The organism is Rouxiella sp. T17, assembly GCF_036663475.1.
In the GTDB taxonomy this organism is placed as follows: Bacteria; Pseudomonadota; Gammaproteobacteria; order Enterobacterales; family Enterobacteriaceae; genus Rouxiella.
In genome coordinates this window covers 117272-138791 of the sequence record NZ_JAWUEA010000026.1, presented here as the reverse complement: position 1 = coordinate 138791, position 21520 = coordinate 117272, and the positions used below count along the sequence as shown (strand labels likewise).

Annotated in this window: 18 protein-coding genes, 1 tRNA gene and 1 pseudogene; 10 read left to right on the top strand and 10 right to left on the bottom strand. The window is 49.2% G+C overall.

Annotated elements, in window-relative coordinates; genetic code table 11:
* Window positions 1–146: 146 nt before the first annotated feature.
* Window positions 147–506 (bottom strand): bifunctional dihydroneopterin aldolase/7,8-dihydroneopterin epimerase, encoded by a 360-nt coding sequence (gene folB, locus SC206_RS07280; protein WP_332735626.1) that lies wholly within the window; start codon window positions 504–506, stop codon window positions 147–149.
* Between the two features lie 145 nt (window positions 507–651).
* Between folB and plsY the strand changes: the two genes are divergently transcribed.
* Complete coding sequence (plsY, locus tag SC206_RS07275) at window positions 652–1281, top strand: glycerol-3-phosphate 1-O-acyltransferase PlsY (RefSeq protein WP_332735624.1); 630 nt, start codon at window positions 652–654, stop codon at window positions 1279–1281.
* A 48-nt stretch (window positions 1282–1329) separates the two neighbouring features.
* On the opposite strand, the gene tsaD is transcribed toward plsY, so the two are convergent.
* Window positions 1330–2343, bottom strand: coding sequence for a tRNA (adenosine(37)-N6)-threonylcarbamoyltransferase complex transferase subunit TsaD (tsaD, locus tag SC206_RS07270; RefSeq protein ID WP_332735622.1), 1014 nt, complete (start codon window positions 2341–2343; stop codon window positions 1330–1332).
* 345 nt (window positions 2344–2688) lie between these two features.
* On the opposite strand from tsaD, the gene rpsU reads away from it, so the two are divergent.
* From rpsU to rpoD, 3 genes are all read left to right on the top strand, one after another.
* Window positions 2689–2904, top strand: coding sequence for a 30S ribosomal protein S21 (gene rpsU / locus SC206_RS07265; protein WP_001144069.1), 216 nt, complete (start codon window positions 2689–2691; stop codon window positions 2902–2904).
* 191 nt (window positions 2905–3095) lie between these two features.
* Window positions 3096–4844, top strand: a complete 1749-nt coding sequence (dnaG, locus tag SC206_RS07260) for a DNA primase (protein ID WP_332735606.1) — start codon at window positions 3096–3098, stop codon at window positions 4842–4844.
* Window positions 4845–5095: 251 nt separating this feature from the next.
* Window positions 5096–6934 (top strand): RNA polymerase sigma factor RpoD, encoded by a 1839-nt coding sequence (rpoD, locus tag SC206_RS07255; protein ID WP_045049111.1) that lies wholly within the window; start codon window positions 5096–5098, stop codon window positions 6932–6934.
* A gap of 182 nt (window positions 6935–7116) precedes the next feature.
* On the opposite strand, the gene mug is transcribed toward rpoD, so the two are convergent.
* Window positions 7117–7611, bottom strand: a complete 495-nt coding sequence (mug, locus tag SC206_RS07250; protein WP_332735602.1) for a G/U mismatch-specific DNA glycosylase — start codon at window positions 7609–7611, stop codon at window positions 7117–7119.
* Between the two features lie 143 nt (window positions 7612–7754).
* Here mug and SC206_RS07245 point away from each other — a divergent pair.
* The 3 genes from SC206_RS07245 to SC206_RS07235 all read left to right on the top strand — a co-directional run bounded on the left by SC206_RS07245 (window position 7755) and on the right by SC206_RS07235 (window position 8906).
* Window positions 7755–7831, top strand: a tRNA-Ile gene (locus SC206_RS07245).
* A gap of 198 nt (window positions 7832–8029) precedes the next feature.
* Window positions 8030–8269, top strand: a complete 240-nt coding sequence (locus tag SC206_RS07240; RefSeq protein ID WP_332735600.1) for a hypothetical protein — start codon at window positions 8030–8032, stop codon at window positions 8267–8269.
* A 478-nt stretch (window positions 8270–8747) separates the two neighbouring features.
* Window positions 8748–8906 (top strand): hypothetical protein, encoded by a 159-nt coding sequence (locus SC206_RS07235; RefSeq protein WP_332735598.1) that lies wholly within the window; start codon window positions 8748–8750, stop codon window positions 8904–8906.
* Here the strand turns inward: SC206_RS07235 and SC206_RS07230 are convergent.
* Window positions 8903–9517 (bottom strand): Fic/DOC family protein, encoded by a 615-nt coding sequence (locus SC206_RS07230; RefSeq protein WP_332735596.1) that lies wholly within the window; start codon window positions 9515–9517, stop codon window positions 8903–8905. The two genes, SC206_RS07235 and SC206_RS07230, sit on opposite strands and share 4 nt — an antisense overlap.
* 440 nt (window positions 9518–9957) lie before the next feature.
* Between SC206_RS07230 and SC206_RS07225 the strand changes: the two genes are divergently transcribed.
* A complete protein-coding gene (locus SC206_RS07225) occupies window positions 9958–10530 on the top strand; it encodes a UPF0149 family protein (RefSeq protein ID WP_332735594.1) in 573 nt (190 codons plus the stop codon).
* Between the two features lie 136 nt (window positions 10531–10666).
* Here SC206_RS07225 and wcaJ read toward each other — a convergent pair whose 3' ends face one another.
* The 6 genes and pseudogenes from wcaJ to SC206_RS07195 form a co-directional block, all read right to left on the bottom strand.
* Window positions 10667–12061 (bottom strand): undecaprenyl-phosphate glucose phosphotransferase, encoded by a 1395-nt coding sequence (gene wcaJ / locus SC206_RS07220; RefSeq protein WP_332735591.1) that lies wholly within the window; start codon window positions 12059–12061, stop codon window positions 10667–10669.
* Between the two features lie 622 nt (window positions 12062–12683).
* A pseudogene (gene wbaP, locus SC206_RS07215) lies at window positions 12684–14107 on the bottom strand (undecaprenyl-phosphate galactose phosphotransferase WbaP).
* A 55-nt stretch (window positions 14108–14162) separates the two neighbouring features.
* On the bottom strand, window positions 14163–14597 hold the full coding sequence (locus SC206_RS07210; protein WP_332735589.1) for an arsenate reductase/protein-tyrosine-phosphatase family protein: 435 nt from the start codon (window positions 14595–14597) through the stop codon (window positions 14163–14165).
* A 3-nt stretch (window positions 14598–14600) separates the two neighbouring features.
* A complete protein-coding gene (locus SC206_RS07205; RefSeq protein ID WP_332735587.1) occupies window positions 14601–15740 on the bottom strand; it encodes a polysaccharide export protein in 1140 nt (379 codons plus the stop codon).
* 758 nt (window positions 15741–16498) lie between these two features.
* Complete coding sequence (locus SC206_RS07200; RefSeq protein WP_332735585.1) at window positions 16499–17032, bottom strand: methylated-DNA--[protein]-cysteine S-methyltransferase; 534 nt, start codon at window positions 17030–17032, stop codon at window positions 16499–16501.
* 213 nt (window positions 17033–17245) lie between these two features.
* Entirely contained in the window at window positions 17246–17860 is a 615-nt protein-coding gene (locus SC206_RS07195; RefSeq protein ID WP_332735583.1) for a response regulator transcription factor, read from the bottom strand.
* Between the two features lie 743 nt (window positions 17861–18603).
* Between SC206_RS07195 and SC206_RS07190 the strand changes: the two genes are divergently transcribed.
* Complete coding sequence (locus SC206_RS07190) at window positions 18604–18885, top strand: YjcB family protein (protein ID WP_332735581.1); 282 nt, start codon at window positions 18604–18606, stop codon at window positions 18883–18885.
* Window positions 18886–19118: 233 nt separating this feature from the next.
* Window positions 19119–21434 (top strand): beta-glucosidase BglX, encoded by a 2316-nt coding sequence (gene bglX, locus SC206_RS07185; protein ID WP_442976039.1) that lies wholly within the window; start codon window positions 19119–19121, stop codon window positions 21432–21434.
* Window positions 21435–21520: the final 86 nt, after the last annotated feature.

The window sequence follows — 21520 nt, the reverse complement described above, 5'->3', positions numbered from 1 at the left end:
GCGCAATGCTCTAACGACTTAGGGCAAACTCTTCCTTGCCCTGCATAATCCCAAAAGTGGCGCTACCTAGCCAACCAGTAGTAATGCATTATTGTGACAGCAGTTTTTCACGTTTTGCTTCGAAAACCATCATTTAATATAAAATTTTATTTAACAAGCTCGCCACGTTCGATAATCACCCCAACATTGGCGGCGTGAGCGATAGCGCCCGGCTTGCTCAGTTTGATGCGTACCCACGGCGTGTTAAAGCGGGTCATCAGCAAACTTGCCACCTCTTCGGCGACGCGCTCTACCAATGCAAAGCTCTGTGAAGTCACGTGGGCAATTACCGCATCACTGACGTCGGCGTAGCTCAGGCAGTCATTTACATCATCACTTTGGGCTGACTTTCGGTTGTCCCAGGCAAGTTCGATATCGAAAACCAATTTCTGCTGAATGGTCTGTTCCCACTCAAAAGCGCCGATGGTGGTGATTACATTTAGTTGCTCGATAAATACGATATCCATCACGCGTCTCTCTCAATTGGGCTTAAACGAAAGCCATGGCATAGGCGGCATGGAAGATGATGGGTATACCACTTCCAGCGGAAAGTGCGTATTATCCATAGAAGTAGTGTTTTAAACGACCCCCTAAATAGACGGAATTGCTTTTATGAGTGCAACCGCGCTTGGAATGATTATTTTCGCCTACCTTTGCGGCTCGATTTCCAGTGCTATTCTGGTCTGCCGCCTGGCGAAATTACCCGATCCCCGAACCCAAGGCTCCGGCAATCCGGGCGCGACCAACGTGCTCAGAGTCGGCGGAAAGGCAGCAGCAGCGAGCGTGCTGGTCTTTGATATTCTCAAGGGCATGCTGCCGGTATGGCTGGCTTACAAGCTCAACGTGACGCCGATGTACCTGGGCCTGACGGCTATCGCGGCCTGTGTCGGACACATTTACCCCGTGTTTTTCCGCTTCAAGGGCGGCAAGGGCGTGGCGACCGCGCTCGGCGCTATCGCGCCTATAGGCTGGGATCTCACCGGGCTGATGACCGGCACCTGGCTGCTCACGGTGTTGCTGAGCGGTTATTCGTCGCTGGGCGCCATCGTCAGCGCGCTGATCGCCCCTTTTTATGTCTGGTGGTTCAAACCGCAGTTCACCTTCCCCGTCGCTATGCTTTCCTGCCTGATTTTGTTGCGTCATCACGACAACATTCAGCGGCTCTGGCGCGGACAGGAAACCAAAATCTGGACCCGGCTCAAAGAAAAACGCGCCGGCCGAAAAGCCGCCAACGGCAAATAGCAGACATAAAAAAACGACCTCAAGGGTCGTTTTTTATTTTATTCAAAATCATACAGGCGACAATTCGTCCAAGGGCCATCGGGGTCTAACTGTGACTCCGAGATCGGTATTTTGACTGGTTTTAAGACGCACCATGCCGGCGTAAGCGATCATCGCGCCATTATCGGTACAAAACTCTGGACGGGCATAAAACACCTCGCCTCCGCGTTTCTCCATCACCTCGGCCAATTTGCTGCGCAGCGTGCGGTTGGCACTCACGCCGCCCGCCATCACCAGACGTTTAAAACCGGTCTGCTCCAGCGCGCGTTTGCACTTAATCGCTAACGTATCGACCACGGCATCTTCGAATGCACGCGCGATATCGGCGTGCGTTTGCGGGTCACTTTCGTTACCGCGAATGGTGTTGGCAGCAAAAGTTTTCAGGCCGGAAAAACTGAAATCCAGCCCGGGGCGATCGGTCATTGGACGCGGAAACGTAAAGCGTCCGGCCACGCCCTGCTGCGCCATCTTCGACAGCAACGGGCCGCCCGGATAATCGAGCCCCAGAAGTTTTGCCGTCTTATCAAAGGCTTCACCGGCGGCATCATCGATAGACTCGCCGAGCAGCGTATATTCACCAATCGCCGTCACGCTAATCAGCTGCGTGTGGCCACCAGAAACCAGCAGCGCAACAAACGGAAACGCAGGCGGATTATCTTCCAGCATTGGTGCTAAAAGGTGGCCTTCCATGTGATGCACAGGAATGGCCGGCACATTCCAGGCGAAGGCCAGCGAGCGGCCAATAGTGGCGCCAACCAGCAGCGCGCCAACCAGTCCGGGACCGGCGGTATAAGCCACGCCGTCGATATCTTGCGGCGTCAGATTCGCCTCTTTCAGCGCTTCTTTAATCAGCGGCAGCGTTTTACGCACGTGGTCGCGCGAAGCCAGTTCCGGCACGACACCGCCGTAATCAGCATGCACTTTTACCTGACTATACAGTTGGTTAGCCAATAACCCGTTTTCGGTGTCGTAAATTGCAATCCCAGTTTCATCACAGGACGTTTCTATACCTAGTACTCGCATCACTCTTTCCATCTGGTTTTCGCGCCAACTCGCGGCGCGTATTCTAGCACACAACCCGCCGAGCAGAACGCCCTGTCATGGCCAAAACGCGCGTTTAGCAAGCAGAAAACCGCGCTTTTATGCAAAACATTGATTAAACGTGAGCAATTCGAGTTGATTGGTATATAATCGCCTGCCGACGCAAAAGCAGGCGCACAGTCCCCGTCAACTGGATTGTATTACGCCCGTTTCAATTTGCCATTGGGCTTTACAAGGCTGGGCAAATTGGAGTAAAATTCCGCACCATTTTGAAATGTGCTGGCACAACGCTAGCAAACAAACCGATTTTATCGAGGTGAGAGGCACATGCCTGTAATTAAAGTACGTGAAAACGAGCCGTTCGACGTAGCTCTGCGTCGCTTCAAGCGTTCCTGCGAAAAAGCGGGTGTTCTGGCCGAAGTTCGTCGTCGCGAATTCTATGAAAAACCGACTACCGAACGTAAACGCGCTAAAGCATCTGCAGTAAAACGCCACGCCAAGAAACTGGCTCGCGAAAACGCACGTCGCACTCGTCTGTATTAATTTTTCGGGGGTAACCCCAATCGCGCCATAGTGTTTTTATGGCGCACAGACCGAGTAGTAGCATACGAAGGCCGTGCTTTCCGTAAGGAATGCGCGGCTTGTTCTCGTTTATAGGCTGTACCCAATAGATTTCGCGAGCCTGTTTTCAAAGCGGCCTTGCGAAAGACGTAGGGTAAGTGAGTAAGGGGCTTATGGCTGGGAGAATTCCGCGCGTATTTATCAATGACTTGCTGGCTCGCACCGACATCGTCGATTTAATCGATGCGCGTGTAAAGCTCAAAAAGCAAGGCAAGAACTACCACGCGTGCTGCCCATTTCACCATGAGAAAACACCCTCATTCACCGTAAATAGCGATAAGCAGTTTTATCACTGTTTCGGTTGTGGCGCTCACGGTAACGCCGTCGACTTCCTGATGAATTACGACAGGTTAGAGTTTGTCGAATGCATCGAGGAACTGGCGACCATGCAAGGTCTGGAAGTGCCGTATGAAGTTGGCACCGGCCCTACCCCGATGGAACGCCATCAGCGTCAAAGTCTTTATCAGTTGATGGAACCGCTCAGCGAGTTTTATCAGCAGTCACTTAAACAACCCGCCGGCGCACCTGCTCGCGAGTATCTGGCTCAACGCGGTTTAAGCGATGAGGTCATCAACCATTTTGCCATCGGTTTCGCCCCTCCCGGGTGGGACAACGCGTTAAAACGTTTTGGTAAAACCGCAGACGACAGAAGCTCTCTGACCGACGCAGGCATGTTGATCACCAACGAACAAGGGCGAACTTACGACCGTTTCCGCGAACGCGTTATGTTTCCGATCCGTGATAAACGTGGACGGGTGATTGCGTTTGGTGGCCGAGTGCTGGGCGATGCCTTACCCAAATATCTCAACTCACCGGAAACCGAGATTTTCCATAAAGGTCGCCAGCTGTTTGGCCTTTATGAAGCGCAGAAGCATCAGCCTACGCCTCCCCGCCTGTTGGTGGTTGAAGGTTACATGGATGTCGTCGCGCTGGCGCAGTTTGGCATCGATTATGCCGTCGCCTCGCTCGGAACCTCGACCACCGCTGAACATATTCAGCTGTTGTTCCGCGCGACCGATACCGTAATTTGCTGCTACGACGGCGACCGTGCAGGTCGAGAAGCCGCGTGGCGTGCATTAGAAACTGCCCTGCCCTATTTGCAGGATGGTCGCCAGCTGCGGTTTATGTTTTTACCCGATGGTGAAGACCCTGACACGCTGGTGCGCAAAGAAGGGAAAGAGGCTTTCGAATTGCGAATGGAAGAGGCGCATTCGATCTCGACCTTCCTGTTTGACACGCTGATGCCGCAGGTTGATTTGAGCAGTCCGGAGGGTCGCACCAAGCTGAGTATGCTGGCGCTGCCGCTGATTAGTCAGGTTCCGGGCGAGACGTTACGGCTCTATCTGCGTCAACAGTTAGGCAATAAGCTCGGAATTTTAGATGATAGTCAGCTGGAAAAACTGATGCCGAAACCGGCTGAAAGTGCAAATAGCTACCAGGCTCCCCAGCTAAAACGCACAACCATGCGTATACTGATAGGGTTGCTGGTACAAAATCCACAACTGGCTACACTTATACCCTCGTTGCAAGGTTTAGAGCAATCAAAAATTCCGGGCCTCGATCTGCTGAAAGAGTTGGCCGATATCTGTAACGCGCAGCCGGGCTTGAAAACCGGCCAGCTGCTGGAGATGTATCGCGATAATAAATTCGGCCCACAGCTTGAAATTCTCGCCATGTGGGACGATATAGCAGATAGGGACATTGCAGAAAAAACATTCCTGGACGCGCTGGACCATTTATTTGACTCGGCACTGTTGCAACGACTGGACACCCTGCTTGCCCGCTCACGAACCGAAGGCTTGACTGCCGAAGAGCGGGAAGAAGTCCGAGCCATCAACGAAGCGCGCGCCAGAAAGAGCTAAACAACATTTCCTTTTAGAGAGGAACGAAAGTTTCCCCTTTTAAAAGGCACGCAACGTCATTGGTATTGAAGTGCCAAGGACAAAGCGTTAACAAATATACACGGCTTAAGTGCCGCTAAATGTAGGGGATGCTACCCCTGCCGAATGCCGCCATAGTGGGCCGCGGCGAAATCAAATACGCCCCAAATGTTATTGTTGGCGGTTTCGCCGACCGACACCAACCCAATACTCTGAAGTGTGGATACCGTCTTATGGAGCAAAACCCGCAGTCACAGCTTAAGCTACTTGTCACCCGTGGTAAGGAGCAAGGCTATTTGACCTTTGCTGAGGTCAATGACCATCTGCCGGAAGATATCGTCGACTCCGACCAGATCGAAGACATCATCCAGATGATCAACGACATGGGTATCCAGGTTCTTGAAGAAGCGCCTGATGCCGATGACTTGATGCTGGCCGAAAATAGACCTGATACCGACGAAGATGCAGCAGAAGCAGCAGCGCAGGTGCTCTCAAGCGTAGAATCTGAAATCGGCCGTACCACCGACCCTGTCCGCATGTATATGCGTGAAATGGGTACCGTTGAACTTCTGACCCGTGAAGGCGAAATCGACATCGCCAAACGTATCGAAGACGGTATCAATCAGGTTCAGTGTTCGGTTGCCGAATACCCTGAAGCTATCACCTATTTGTTAGAGCAATATGACCGTGTTGAAGCAGGGGAAGCGCGCCTGTCAGATTTGATCACCGGTTTTGTTGATCCTAACGCAGAAGAAGATATTGCACCGACCGCGACGCACGTCGGTTCTGAGCTGTCCAACGAAGAGCTGGACGATTCAGACGACGATGAAGACGAAGACGACGATGCAGAAGATGACAACAGCATCGACCCTGAGCTGGCGCGCCAGAAGTTCACCGAACTGCGTGAACAGCATGAAGCGACCCGCTCCGTCATCAAGAAGAACGGCCGCAGCCACAAGAGCTCTGCAGAAGAGATCCTGAAGCTGTCCGAAGTCTTCAAGCAGTTCCGTCTGGTGCCAAAACAGTTCGATTTCCTGGTAAACAGCATGCGTTCCATGATGGATCGCGTTCGTGCTCAGGAACGTCTGATCATGAAGCTGTGCGTTGAACAGTGCAAAATGCCGAAGAAAAACTTCGTCAACCTGTTTGCCGGCAACGAAACCAATCAAACCTGGTTCGATGCAGCACTGGCAATGGCTAAGCCATGGTCTGAAAAACTGAAAGAAGTGACTGAAGATGTGCAGCGCGGCCTGCAAAAGCTGCGTCAGATTGAAGAAGAAACCGGTCTGACCATCGAGCAGGTTAAAGATATCAACCGTCGCATGTCGATTGGTGAAGCGAAAGCGCGTCGCGCCAAGAAAGAGATGGTGGAAGCCAACTTGCGTCTGGTTATTTCGATCGCCAAGAAATACACCAACCGCGGTTTGCAGTTCCTCGACCTGATTCAGGAAGGTAATATCGGCCTGATGAAAGCGGTAGACAAGTTTGAATACCGTCGTGGTTACAAGTTCTCGACTTATGCGACATGGTGGATCCGTCAGGCTATCACCCGCTCTATCGCCGACCAGGCGCGTACCATCCGTATTCCGGTGCATATGATTGAAACGATTAACAAACTTAATCGTATTTCTCGTCAGATGCTGCAGGAAATGGGTCGCGAGCCGACGCCGGAAGAGCTGGCCGAGCGCATGCTGATGCCGGAAGACAAGATCCGTAAAGTGCTGAAAATTGCCAAAGAGCCTATCTCCATGGAAACGCCAATCGGCGACGATGAAGATTCGCATCTGGGTGATTTCATCGAGGATACTACCCTCGAGCTGCCGCTGGACTCTGCGACTTCCGAGAGCCTGCGTTCAGCAACGCACGACGTGCTTGCCGGTCTGACCGCGCGTGAAGCGAAAGTGTTGCGTATGCGTTTTGGTATCGATATGAACACTGACCACACGCTTGAAGAAGTGGGCAAACAGTTCGACGTTACCCGTGAGCGTATTCGTCAGATCGAAGCGAAAGCGTTGCGCAAACTGCGCCACCCAAGCCGCTCCGAAGTTCTGCGCAGCTTCCTCGATGATTAATCGCTAATCTTCGAAAGTCAGTGGTTTTGAGTTAACACTTAAGTCACTGCCAAACGTAAAGCCCCATCTGGAATAACCCGATGGGGCTTTTTTATTGCCGCTATTTATCTCTCTTTTCCTGCGCTTAGCCGGAATGAGTATAGAGAAAAGCTTTCTGAAAGCGAGCCTAAAGCCCCGAGGCGCTATTTAATGGCATCAAACAACTCACGGTAGCTTTTAACGAGTTCGTCCAACGTTGCGCGATTGAGGCCACTCGGATTCGGCAATACCCAGACTTCCGTTTCATCAATCATCAGTTCCTGACGTCCCCACGCCACCTTTCGAATGCCAAACGCACTGCTAAAAGCCTGCTTGCCTAATACCGCCAGCGCTTTCGGTTGATAGTGAAGCATTTTCGTTTTCAGCGCCTCTCCGCCCTCTCGCAGCTCAAGACGCGCCAACTCTGAGGCTTCAACCGTCGGCCTTTCGACCAGCATAGTGATACCACAGCCGGCATCCAGCAGATGCTGCTCTTCTTCCGGCTTCAGCTGTCGCTCGGTGAATCCAGCCTGATGGATGACCTTCCAGAAACGATTATTGCTATTGGCAAAATGAAAGCCGTGATGTGCCGTCGACAATCCCGGATTGATGCCGCAGAAAACCACGCGAAGATTAGCGCTGATAATGTCAGTGATCATGTTTAAACCTTAAGCCGTATTTAATGTTGTTATCCTAAAAACTCGCAGTAATAACAACAAGCTAAAAGTTGGACATAAAACACGCATACAGTTGGATGAAGTGTAGACCTGGGACGGCGAACTACCGTATAATCCTGCACCGCGGCCCCTTAGCTCAGTTGGTTAGAGCACGCGACTCATAATCGCTTGGTCACTGGTTCAAGTCCAGTAGGGGCCACCAAATTTTAGCTGTTAAATCAGAACATTAAGCCACTTCGAAAGGAGTGGCTTTTTTGTTGCCTAAAATTGAAGTGGCGGCAAAATGACAGCTGCGTTTTTTCTCACCTCAGATTGTCCATAAACTCCGACACACTTGACAGTCCCTCGTTTTCAAACAAAATAAAGTCACTGACTCAGCTATTTAAGGATTGAATAGCCAATGAAGATTCTGGAATCTGTAAACCGTCACCGATGGAAAATATATCTGCTGTGGATTTTCGCAGGGTTTCTACTGTGGAATTACCTCGCCTATCTTGCCATCACAGAAGATCCCGATGCGCCTGGCGGGATCTATCTTTTCCCTGCCTGGATCATTGGTTTTATCCTTCATGTAATCCCAACGATCGTGCTTGCTGTAATATTATATTTTTGGCGTCGAAGACAAGCTAAAACCCGCTAAGAATTTGCATACCTCATCTTTATCGAAGTAATTAAAGGAGAATCCATTGCGTAAAATCCTCCACTCCGAGCTGCCGTTCCGGCGGTCACACGAAGGTGTGGCTGCCCCGACGGTTTATTCGGGGATTACCTATGCAAACAAGAAATCGAGCGCTGCGTCATCATCATATGAAAAGGCTCAAAGCTAAACGCGGTCGCTATAATAATGCGGCTTACAGCTGGCCTGAAGGCGCGACTATTATCAATATCGGTAAGGCATATCATACGCCCTGCAACTGTTCATGCTGGATGTGCGGACATCAACGCCTTCACTGCGGAATGAACATTCAGGAATTGAGAGCAAGAGCGAAATACCAAGATTGAGCAACTGGGTCCACCTGAAGGGTGGGCTCTTTCTCAGCAAACCCCATCTAATAAACCACCTTGTAAGCCTCCTTTCCACCCACTACAATCTCAACAAGTAAAATGAGGACCACATAATGCAAAATCGATCAACCAACGCTAAGATCACCAAACAGCAAATCTATCGCTCCGTAGCGAGTTCAACGGCTATCGAAACAGGCGAAGATGTGCGGAAAATTGAACAAAATCTCAAGCAGTATCAAGCAAAAGCAAAGGCTATTGGTTTAGCTCGTTAATTCGGCAAAATATCGTTAACCAGCTGCATCATCGGCTTATAGTTACCCGAGACCCCGGCCTGAATAGCTTTAAAATAAAACGCTTTATGTTCATCCCAAAGGCTATAATCCAGTAATCCCGTTCCCGCCTGAACAGACAGCGCATCAAAAAGTAGACGTGACAATCTTCCGTTTCCCTCTCTGAATGGGTGGATCAGGATAAACTCCACGTGGCATTCAGCCAGATAACAGATTAATTCCGATCGGCTTAGGGCGTTAAGTTCTTTAAAGCGACGCAGATAACGTATTTCAACGGCTGAAATGAGGTGGGGGATTCGATCAGCGGCTGCAAATTTAAAGCCATCTTTTACAAGATTAGCATTACGCAATCGCCCTGCCCAATCGTAGAGATTTCCTAGCCAATGCCGATGCCATTCTTCAATGTGAGTAAAATTTAGTACTGTCATAGGGGCTGATTCTATAAAAATTTGCTCATACAGCATCAGCAGTAATCCCGACTCTAGCGCTTCCATTTCTGCTTCATCGATAATTCCCAGCTTGTTCATCAATACGCTGTCCGAGGAGCCAGGTTGGTAAAGCGTTTCTGAAGAATTCAGATTATATTTGGCCATTTTTGATTCCTCTGGAAAACTCCTAGTTGTAAGGCTGGTTCAGCTGAATTTTCTTGGCTACACATTGCTATTTGTCACTTTCGCACAATCGATGGCTCTTCTAGGTATTACTTAATGACAAAGCACCTTCTGTTGTCTGAACGTTAACTCTTACCCCCCTTTTCCAGTTCAACGACATAACAAGACAAACTCCCTAACAACAAATTGCCCGCCGTTTTCTCCCCCTTCCCGTCATCCCATCTACACTAGAAAGGTCATAAACTTTCGGGGACTGGAGGTGAAGATATGCTTGGAAAGTGGTTATTTATTATCGCGGCGGCTGCAGCCATTCTGATATTTATCAATTGGGACAAAATCCTGACGTCTGTTGAGCCAATGCTGCGCTAAATCCGCTATCATTCGCACATACCTTTCGTATTTACTCCGCAGGAGACGACCGCATGAATCAGGGACCACTAAACGAAGAAGAGCTGGAATGGCTGGAAGACGTGCTTATCAAGTACGGCAGCGAAGAGTCCGTTATGGACGTTGCCGAACTCGACGGTATGCTGACCGCGATTCTCTCGGGTCCAAAAATGATTGAGCCGAGCGTCTGGCTGGTCGCACTTTGGGGCGGTGAAGAATTTATTCCCGTTTGGGAATCGCAGGAAGAGGTGACGCGCTTTATGGATCTCACCTTCCAGCACATGAATGATATCGCCGACAGGCTCAATGATTATCCAGAACAGTTTGAACCGCTATTTGGCGAGCACACGGTAGACGATACGGATTATACGATTGTCGATGAATGGTGCTTCGGTTATATGCGCGGCGTGGCGCTGGATGATTGGTCCACATTACCGGAAGCCTTCAAGCCTTCGCTTGACTTAATTGCCCTTCACGGTCACGAAGATAATATGTCTGCGCTCGAAGAGATGTCGGAAGAGCAAATCGAGGCCAGTATCGAAGAGTTAAAACCTGCGGCGCTGAACTTGCATGGTTACTGGCTGAGCCAGCGTCAGCAACGTCATTGATCTACCCCTCTTCCTAACGGGCTACTCTCAGCCAGTTTGGGGTGAAAAAGCGACAAAAATTATCACAAAAAAATGGCCGCAGAGTATGCGGCCATTTATCTTTTAGAAGCAGATTCAGTGTGGAATAAAGATTATCTTAGTAAGCGGCTTTATGTACAAAGCCCTTGAAGATGGTCAAAAAGATAATTTTTAAATCCAGACCCAGACTCCAGTTATGAATGTAGTCGAGATCGAATTCGACCCTTTTTTCCATTTTGTCGAGGGTGTCGGTTTCGCCGCGCCAGCCGTTGATTTGTGCCCAGCCGGTAATTCCAGGCTTCATCTTGTGACGCAGCATATATCCGCTAATCATCGTCCGATAGAGCTCGTTATGCGCCACCGCATGAGGACGCGGACCCACAATCGACATATCGCCCTTCAGCACGTTAATAAACTGCGGCAGTTCATCAAGAGAAGTACGGCGCAAGAAACTGCCAAGTTTGGTAATACGCGCATCGCCTTTGGTCGCCTGAATCACGCTATCGCCATTCTCCATAACCACCATGCTACGGAATTTCCAGACGGCGATACCTTTACCGTCAATGCCATAACGCTGCTGCTTGAATATCACCGGACCCGGCGACGTCACTTTAACGGCAATAGCAATCAGTAGGAGAATCGGTGAAATAAAGGTCAGGATGATAATGGAGACAATAATGTCTTCCAGACGCTTAATCAGTCGGTTGACCCCAATCATCGGCGTATCAAACAGTGAAACGACAGGAACACCGTTTATTTCATCGGTACGCGCATGAAGCAGATTGAAGGTGAAAACATCGGGGATCAGTACAACGGAACAGGTAGAATCCGACAACTCTTCGACGGCTTCTTTAATGATTTTTTCCTGAGTCATCGGCAGCGCGATATAAACCCGATCGATTTTACCCAGACGAGCATCGTGGATTAATTGTTTAAAATCGCCCACTCTCGGGATGTCAGTGTCGGCAGGAACATCACAATCGTCATAAATACCGACGACCCTGAATCCCATCCAATGCGCATCGCGTAATGATTCTGCTAATTTAATGCCCGGCGTGAATGCGCCCATTATGGCGACATTGCGCGTATTGTAGCCTTTATTTCGCAGATGGCCGATGACATAACGAATAATTAACCGAGAAATTACTAAACCTAAACAAACAATGATAAACCAGGTGGCACAAACAATAAGATTCTCATTGACAATACGCACCAAGGATAATGCGCCGAAAGTCACTAAAACGCTTAATACCCAGCTTTGCAGCACGACTCTAAGTTCGAAACCAATCCTCACGCCGCGCCAAGAGCGATAAAAATCGGTAAAGCCGCCAATCATTTGGAATACAATTATCGAGGCCAATACCATGATTATATCTTGATACATGAATGCTTCATGGAAAAACAAACGCGTAATATACAAACCAAAAGATATAGTCAAGATATCGGACAGTCTTTGAATTACTGAAGTGACAGATGCACTATATTGTAATGTTTTCCTACCGAAACTCGTCATATTGTCTGCCTGTCTTCGATCATGGAGGACATATGCCCTTAAGGGAAATATGTCGAATTTACGCCCTGGCTATCACACTCGGCAAGTTAACCTTGCTCTTCAAAAAAAGGACGAACTAAATACCCTTGCTGGACTTGAGGATGAGACAAAAAATTAATGGGTTAAAGGACCGCTTAACCCGATTTCTGCTCTCGCTCTCAAGCTTGCCATCAACGCTTGTATTCGCTCATCAACAGCTAAAACTGCGTTTAGCTCATGTAAAATCTAACCGGTTTACGACCAGACATCAGGAGTTTTTGTGGTGAGATTTCACTCTATATTACTGAAAAAAATGAATTTCACAATAACTCTGTAGCTGTACGCTTTTGACCGATTTAGTTAAGCATAGCTTATACTGGACACATGACATCCCGCTTTGGCATTTGAAGAAATTTTTCTAAGCGCATGATTTTTAGACCTCCTCCTCGAGGGCCCAACAGCAGGCTGTTTTTAATGCACCATTAAGTCTTCCTGTAGTTTATAGATAAAATATTACAGGCGTAAAAAAACCTGCCTAAGCAGGTTCATTTACAGATAAATCGGAATAAGCCGCCTCAAGATTAATCACTACAGCGGCTGTTTATCAATAAGCGCCATCTCTTTTTAAGACAACACCGATAGTCTTAAAAAGAATAACGATGTCATTCCACATAGACCAATTAGTAACGTACCAGACATCGAAATAGACGCGCGTCTCGTAATCAACATCACTGCGTCCGCTAACCTGCCATAAACCTGTCATTCCCGCTTGCTCAGCAGGTAATAATCAATTTGTTCCTGATAGCGTTCCAATTCTGCATAAATTACCGGTCTTGGTCCGACGAGGCTCATTTCCCCTTTCAGCACGTTGAATAGCTGTGGCAATTCATCAAGACTGGTGCGGCGTAAAAGGGCACCTATTTTTGTCACACGCGGGTCGTTTTTTAATTTGAAGGTCTGATCCCATTCGGCCTTGGCTTCGGCATCGCTCTCCAATAAACTTTCGAGCAGCGCTTTGGAATTGATCGCCATTGAGCGGAATTTCAGGCATTTGAAAGGCACGCCGCCTTTGCCAATGCGCTCATGCCCATAAATAGCCGGTCCGCCATCTTTTTTAACTTTGCGACTTATGTAAATAAGTACAGGGGAAAGCAGAATAATACACGCCAGTGAGGCAAGAATATCGAATATCCGTTTTGATATCTGGGAAGAGAGCTTTGCCAGATTATGGTGAACCCTGAGAATCATCACTTCATGACTAAAGATAAAGGACATATCCGTGCTGTCCAACGGCATACCGCGCAGCGTTGGAATAACGGAGACGTAGCGGAAACCTTTAATCATAAACTGGCGAAGCCAGGCGCTGCGAATTTCACCCTCATCGTTTTCAACCGCAACCATAAACTGCATTTGTTTATCGATGCCGCTCTCCAGCCATTCAGTATCAACGTGCAGTACCGGTAATCCGGCCAGCGTATGAGTTGATGGCTCCGACAGTTTTTCGGCGATAAAGCCGATCACTCGCAGACCCATGTTGCTCTCTTCGCTGATAGCTTTATAAGCGTCCAGCGCGTTTTTGCCGTTACCGATAATATAGGTCGGGCGCTGCCACAGGTTCAGCTTATGCAACACAACTTTTGTCATCATTCGCGCAAACGGCACCAGTATCGCCACTAATACCCAAGTTAGACTCCATAAATAACGGGAGAAATCTAATTTGAGCAAGGCAACGATCGCCGCTTCGGCAATGGCAAAAATAATCACCGTACGCAGGATTTCTTTAAGTTCGGACCAAAATGGCTTGCGATAAAAATAGTGGCGAAGACGCGCGCCAATCCAGATAACCAGAAAACCGGCCATGAGCCAATGTATTCCAATCCAGCTATTGATATCGCCTGGCACATTGGTTTCAAAATGACTTGAGGTAAGTTCAACCGCGATAAGCGCAAGATAAAGAGAGAGGACGAAACTGATAAAGTCAGAAAAAATTAACGCAGAAGTGATCCAAAAATTTTTGGAAAAAGGCATTGTGTGTCCCTGAGAAAAAGAAAAGTACTACAAAAAGGGAATCTTATCGATTCCCTTAAACGTCAAGCTTTGTCGACCAACTCTCACAGGCTTCGTCGATGAGCTGATAAACATAATCAAACGCTTCCTGGCTTTGGCGATACGGGTCGGGGATCTCTTTTTTATCCAGCCAGTGACCTAATAACAAGGTCTTGCCACGGGCTTCGGCTGCTTGTTTCGAGACCTGTTCTATATGCGCCTGCTCCATCACCAGAATTAAATCGTACTGGCGAGCCAGTTGGGCACTGAACTGTTGTCCTTTGTGCCCTTCCAGCGAAAGTCCGTGCTCTTCGGCGGTAAGGGAAGCCTGCTGATCGGCCTGATGACCAATGAGAGCACCTACGCCAGCCGAATCAATTTTCTTGTTAGGCAACAGCTGGCGAAGCCGTCTCTCTGCCGTCGGTGAACGGCAGATATTTCCAGTGCAGACAACCAATACCGATTGAAACATAGGTTAGCCCCAGTTTCTGTAATATTGCAGCGTCAACAGCGTGTCGTGCGTGCCGGTGATCGTTGGCAACAGCTGTGAAATCACGCGGTTCCAGCGAACAAGCGGCAAGGTCGTCACATAAACGATGTCGTACGGCTTGAGCTCGAACTGCGACGCCATCACCATCGCCGACGCATCTTTCGCATTCAGCTGGTAAATGTTGGCGATACGGCCCTGTTTGTCACCCTTGATCTGGCGAATAACGAACACGCCGGAAGCGTCGGCTTCAACCTGACTGATGCCGGAAGAGTTGCCCAGCGCTTCGGCCAGCGTCATGCCGCTGCGATCCATTTTCATGGTCGCCTGCTGCACAACTTCACCCATCACAAAGACTTTCTGGCTGTCATTGCGCGGCACATACAGAATATCGCCCGGATACATCAGGTGATTCTGCATCAGGTCGCCTTTTTGCAGCAGCGTAGCCAGATTAATAACCTGATCTTTACCGTCGTGCGTCAAGATGACGTTGCGCCAATCGGCATCGGCAGCCAGTCCGCCCGCGGCGTTGATAGCATCAACCACGGTCATCGGAATGTTGGTAATTGGCAGCTGACCTGATTTGGCCACCTCGCCGGAAATATAGGCTTTTTGCGAACGGAACGCCGCAACGCTCACGTCAACCTGAGGACTTTCGATATAAGTCACGAGACGCTTGGCAATATCCGCGCGAACTTCGGCCATGGTTTTACCCAGGACGTGCACTTTGCCGATATAAGGATAGAAAATATCGCCGTCGGCACCGACCCAGTTACCGCTGTCTTCGGCACTGCGATACTGACCGGCAGGCGTGGTCAGTTCAGGGTGATCCCAAACGGTAACCGCGACCACATCACCAATACCAATACGGTATTCGTAGCGGTTGATTAGCGCATCTAACTCAGGATTAGGGCGCGACAGGACTTTCAACGGACGCATTTGCTGGACCAGCTCCGGCGTCATTGGATAAACGTTGATTTTTTTATCCCAGTTGGCGTTGCTGTCCGGCTGTTCGACCACATTTTTACCGATGCTGTTCAATCCCTGACCAGGCACTACGGTACACCCACTAAGTAAACCCACAAGAACAGCTACGGCTGTCAACTTGATTACATGTTTTTTTGTCATTGATTTCATTCAATAGTTAGAGTCAAGTTTTGGAAAGGACGCGCTATCACCCTTGTCCCCTGTTGTATTACCAGACCACATTTGCTGTCTTGTGGCTTAGAGGTTTAAGGAATATTCCACTTATACCCGCCTACCTGCATCATCTATTACCGTCATTGGCACTGGATTAGAAAAAGAGCGCGAGGGAGAGAAACTTAAACGTCCCTGAATGATTGTAGTATCAGGCAAGCAGATCAAATTCACCATACGGCAGGCATAAATCAGAAATTGCCGCAGGCTTGGGCAAAAAACGCCGCTGTGCATGTCGGTTTAAAACATGTCAGCTTAAAACATGTCGGCTTAAAAGGTTTGGCCATCGGGTTTACCCCTTTCCTTTGACGATATAAATCAGATGCCAAGGCTGATAATGCCACAGGGAAGGGTTCAGATTATAGATTTTTCAACAAGCAGGCTGAATGAATGTATTTCAACCTTCCACGCTACCGCCTTGGCTTGTAGCAACCAGCGCACTGTGGGCCTGAATCCCGCCAATCGTCTTGCGATTGTTCCGATTTTCTCTGCAAAACCAATCAATAAACTCTGTCTGCAAACGCTGCACTGCAAAATTGAATTTTGTTGAAGATAGCAAAAACTGTACAGGAATGCGCGCAAGAAGTTGCCGCTCATTCATAAGGAGGGCTGTGGTGTTATGCAAACAGCGATGAAAGCTGGGCTGTCGCCACCTTGGCTGAATTGTTAGAAAAAATAAAATGAATTTTTCAAAATGAGAAACTGCCCTGATGTTTGTCGGCATCGAGAACGGGGGTCGAAAACGTATGGCCTTCCAGCGTTAACAGGAACGTTTTGGCTTCCAGCCCGCCGGCAAATCCGGTCAGTGCGCCTGACGCGCCGATCACACGATGACATGGTGCAATAATAGAGAGAGGATTACGGCCATTCGCCGCACCTACCGCGCGCACGGATTTTGGACTGCCCACCGCCTGCGCTATCTGGGTATAACTGCGCGTTTCACCAAATGGAATAGCCAGCAACGCCTGCCAGACACGCTGCTGAAAATCGGTGCCCTGAAAATCCAGTGCTAATTCGAAACGGGTTCGCGTTCCGGCAAAATATTCGTTGAGCTGCTGTTCCGTTTTGAGCAGCATCGGATGGTGCTCATCTTCAACTAGCGCGCCTAATCTCACGCGGTTTTCGCGTTCTGACTCCCAAAGCACCGCAGCAAGTTTGGATCCTCGCGCCACCAGCGTCAGCACGCCTACGGGTGAAGCGATTCGTTTATAACTATTTTCCATCTTGCCTGCCTCGCGAGCCGTGAATTTGAGCCCAGTGTAGACAACAATGTTTAATTAATAAACGCCAAAGCTTAATTAATAAGCGCCAGAAAACTGTAAGCTTTACGTTAAGTTTTAAGCTATCTACTTGTGCAGTAAACGAATTAGGTTAAGTCAAAATGAACGTAAGATGACAGCCCGCTAATAAAGGTTAGTGAGATTATAATAACTTAACTAAAGTTTGTTTTTGTATTGATAGCCTATTTTCATCAGCCCAAAACTATTTCTGGCGCCCAATTTTTGCATCACGTTTCTTTTATGCGTCTGCACGGTTTTATAGCTGATACCCAGCGATTCGGATATTTCCATCGGCGTCTTGTTATTCAATAATAAGGACATAACCCGAAGTTCACTGGACGTCAGCGAGAGTTCGTTGCTGTCTGAATTAACAATATCCAGCAGGTGCGGACTGCAATAATAGTCTCCCGACATCCCCTTGGCGATGGCGTGCTCGATGGCCACAATGTCATCTTTTTTGGAGATAAGAATGCGGGCCTTACACTTCATTAACTCTTTGATAAGAAAAACGTTATCAACATCCGTGCAAATAATGAGCGTGACGCGATTCCAATGCGCCGCATTACGGCGAATAAAATCGATACCGTCCATGGGAAATAAATTAGTGTCGTATATTTCCATAATGACGATGTCGATCATTTCAGCATCAAGCATTGATTGTAACGGAGTGAAACCTTTTAACGCACCTCTGATTTTAACGTCTTCAGGAATTAGCGCTCTCATGGCCAAGGAGGTAAAGGAATGCGGTTCCATTATGACCAGGTTTTTCATAGTTCCCTTAATTTACAGAGTCATCCTAACGGCTGTTGAAAATATAAAATCAGCTGTCTAGCATGAATAGGCCTAATTTGTTTAAATTCAATTAAAACGTAAAACCCTACAAACCCAGCTTCCAACCAATTTTTATGTCGGTAAAGCTGCCGTAACAAGATTAAAACCTAACTTTAACCACCGTGAAATGCCCATTTCGACGCAAATTTACACGAAATTAACACTTCATCGCGGTTTGCAAGCCTAGGAATTTTCTTAGTAAATTCAAATTCTCGCGTAATTACTCAAAAAACGTTTAAGTTTAGTGGTTAAAAAACAGCTAATTACACGGTCCGTCGCATAATTGTAATTTTCTACCCATTAATAATTCTACTCAGTCTGCATACTTTGGCGAGCCAAAATTTTGACCCCGAAAATTTGAAATTTTACTTTTCTTAAAAGGGGAGGTCTGCTGCCTTAAATTTCCAGCAGAGGTGAAATGAAATTTTGTTAAATCGAGGTTAAAAAAGAATAAGCCGAGCGCTTTTATAACTTTTATGCCGATTTGGCTGATTAATATTCCAGATTGTTTTTTGCACAATCAGAAATTCAGATGATAGAATGTGACCTCAATCACACTTTTCTGTATTCCACATTTGCAAACTTCTACCATTACTTATTTAAAATCATGGGCTTGACATGATTTTATGTAATTACGGAGTTATGTAAGCGTAAAAGACTGAATGTATTAAGGATCTAATTCGATGAACACCCTGACTACTGGATTCATGATGATGCGCTGGGAGTTACTGAGCGCGCTGATGATGTTTTTTGCCAGCCAACTGAACGTGGTTTGCCGTCAAACCAGTAAAAACGCCCTGGCCTTTATGTGCAGCGGATTAGGCCTGTCGATGACCTGCTGGTTTGTGATGGGATTAATGGGAATGTCACTGAGCGTTGAAGCCGTGACCCATTTCTGGCTGGCCTCAAAAGACGTGTTCATCGATATCATGAGTCAAACTCCGACCACCTGGCCGATGCCTTAACCTCCCCTTTTTTCTCCATAGCGCCCGATGCTGCACGGCGCTATTGGCCCCTTATGATCATGATTTAGCTGTTTTTCCCACCCAATCCTTACATATTATTTGCCAAAGCCCACATTCCTGTATTAGATACGTTTATATTTTCCTCAAAATAACATTTATACGCCTGTCCTGAATCTCACCGCATTATTTGCGGGTCGATGTCGGGAGGGGGATGTTTGGATATAGGATATCTAATGAAGACGCATTACGTGATAGGCGCTGTCGCTCTGCTGTTGGGTTCTCCGCTGTATGCACAAACCGTTTCGCCTGCCCCCGCCGCTTCGTCGACCATTCCGCAAATGCAGGTAAAACAGCGCGACATTTTCATCGCCAATCTGATGAAAAAAATGACGCTGGACGACAAAATCGGCCAGCTCAATCTGGTCAGCGTGGGGCCGGATAATCCAAAAGAAAAAATCATGGCCGATATCCGCGAAGACAAGGTTGGCGGCGTGTTCAACACCGTGACCAAGCACGACATTCGCCAAATGCAGGATCAGGTGCAATACAGCCGCCTGAAAATCCCGCCTTTTTATGCCTATGACGTGGTCCACGGCCAGCGCACCATTTTCCCTATCAGCCTCGGGCTGGCCTCGAGCTGGGACATGAACGCCGTCGCCACCAGCGCCCGCGTGTCAGCCGAAGAAACGGCCGCCGACGGCCTGAACATGACCTTCTCGCCGATGGTCGATATCACCCGCGACCCGCGCTGGGGCCGCGTCTCCGAAGGTTTCGGCGAAGACACTTACCTCACTTCCCGCCTCGCCTACGAGATGGTCAAAGGCTATCAGGGCGACGACCCTTCCGCGCCGGGCAACGTGATGGCCAACGTTAAACATTACGCCCTTTATGGCGCAGTCGAAGGCGGACGCGAATACAACACGGTCGATATGAGCCTGTCGCGGATGTTCAACGACTACATGCCGCCTTACAAAGCCGCCGTCGATGCGGGCGTGGGCGGCGTGATGGTGGCGCTGAACTCGGTAAACGGCGTGCCTGCTACCTCAAACGGCTGGCTGCTGAAAGATATCCTGCGCGACCAGTGGAAATTCCACGGCCTGACCGTCAGCGATCACGGCGCCATTGGCGGATTAGTTAAACACGGCGTGGCCGAAGACGATCGTCAAGCCGCCGCGATGGCGCTGAAAGCGGGCGTTGATATGGACATGGCGGATAATCAGTACGGCCAGTATTTGCGCGGCTTACTGAAAGACGGGCTGGTCACGCAGCAGGATATCGACCACGCCGTGCGCGACGTGCTGGTCGCCAAGTGGGACATGGGCCTGTTTGTCGATCCGTATCGCCACCTCGGCCCGCAGTCGACCGACCCTGTCGACACCAACGCCGAAAGCCGTTTGCATCGCAAAGAAGCTCGCGAAGTGGCGCGCGCGTCGATGGTGTTGCTGAAAAATGATAATCATATCCTGCCGTTACAGAAAAAAGGCACCATTGCGCTGATTGGCGCGCTGGCCGACAGTCAGCGCGACATGATGGGCAGCTGGTCAGCGGCGGGCGTGTCGAAGCAGACTATTACCGTGCTGAAAGGCATGCAGGACGCCCTCGGCGATAAAGCGACGCTGCTTTACGCGCGCGGCTCGAATATCATCGACGATCCTGCCATCGTGACCTTCCTGAACTCCTATGAAAAACAGATCCAGAACGATCCGCGTCCGGCGCAGGAGATGATCGACGAGGCCGTGAAAACGGCGCAAAAAGCCGATGTGATCGTGGCCGTGGTCGGCGAGGCGCAGGGCATGGCGCACGAGGCGTCGAGCCGCACCGACATCAGTATTCCCGACAGCCAGAAAGCCTTATTGAAAGCGCTGAAAGCTACCGGCAAACCGTTGGTTCTGGTGCTGATGAACGGCCGTCCGCTGACGCTGCCGTGGGAAAATGATAACGCCAACGCGATGCTGGAAACCTGGTTTGCAGGCACGGAAGGCGGCCACGCGGTCGCGGACGTGCTGTTCGGCGACTACAATCCGTCGGGCAAACTGCCGATGACCTTCCCGCGCGCCGTGGGTCAAATTCCTTTGTATAACAGCGAGCTGAATACCGGTCGACCTTTCAATCCGCAGAAACCCGACAAATATACTTCGCGCTATTTTGATATCACCAACGGCCCGCTGTTCCCGTTCGGCTATGGTCTGAGCTATACCGATTTCAGCGTTTCGGATATCAGCCTGTCGTCGAGCCAGCTGCCGCGCAACGGTGAAATTACCGCCAGCGTGATGGTGAGAAATACCGGTAAAGTTGCCGGTGCGACGATTGTGCAGCTCTATACCCGCGACATCGCCGCCTCAATCAGTCGTCCGGTGAAAGAGCTCAAAAACTTCGAAAAAGTCTACCTGCAACCCGGTGAAGAGAAACGCGTCAGCTTTACTCTGCGGGCCAAAGATCTGGGCTTCTACGACAATCAGCTCAAATGGGCGGCGGAAGCGGGCAGGTTCAACGTCTTTATCGGGCTGGACTCGGTAAACGTTAAGCAAAACAGCTTCGTGCTAGAGTAATCCTGCCCTCTGCGCCTGCTGATTTTTTTGCTTTCAGCAGGCGCAACGCCCTTCCCCGTAATAATTCTTGATACCTGTCACAATCA